This is a genomic window from Saccharothrix sp. ST-888, from assembly GCF_000955975.1.
In the GTDB taxonomy this organism is placed as follows: Bacteria; Actinomycetota; Actinomycetes; order Streptomycetales; family Streptomycetaceae; genus Kitasatospora.
Window position 1 is genome coordinate 1 of sequence record NZ_JYJF01001040.1, and the last position, 281, is coordinate 281.

A 281-nucleotide genomic window follows, 5' to 3' on the forward strand; every position below is an offset into this window, starting at 1 on the left:
TCCAGCTGGTCCTGCGAGTTGGCGGCAAGGGTGAGGTAGTCCTGGCCGTTGGTACCGACGAACACCCCGGCCTGGCTTCCGCGCAGCGCGGCCGGGTCGCTCCCCGCCCGCTCGAACGCCTCCCAGGACGTCTCCAGCAGCAGCCGCTGCTGCGGGTCCATCGCCAACGCCTCGCGCGGCGTGATGCCGAAGAAGGTCGGGTCGAACTCGGCTGCCTCGTAGAGGAATCCGCCCTCGCGGGTGTACGCCGTGTTCGCCTGCTCGACGTCACTGCTGTACAG

Annotated in this window: 1 protein-coding gene; it reads right to left on the bottom strand. The window is 69.4% G+C overall.

Annotated elements, in window-relative coordinates:
- Positions 1 to 281 (bottom strand): beta-ketoacyl synthase N-terminal-like domain-containing protein (locus UK12_RS35495; protein WP_045307352.1); only part of this gene is annotated, 281 nt, incomplete at both ends.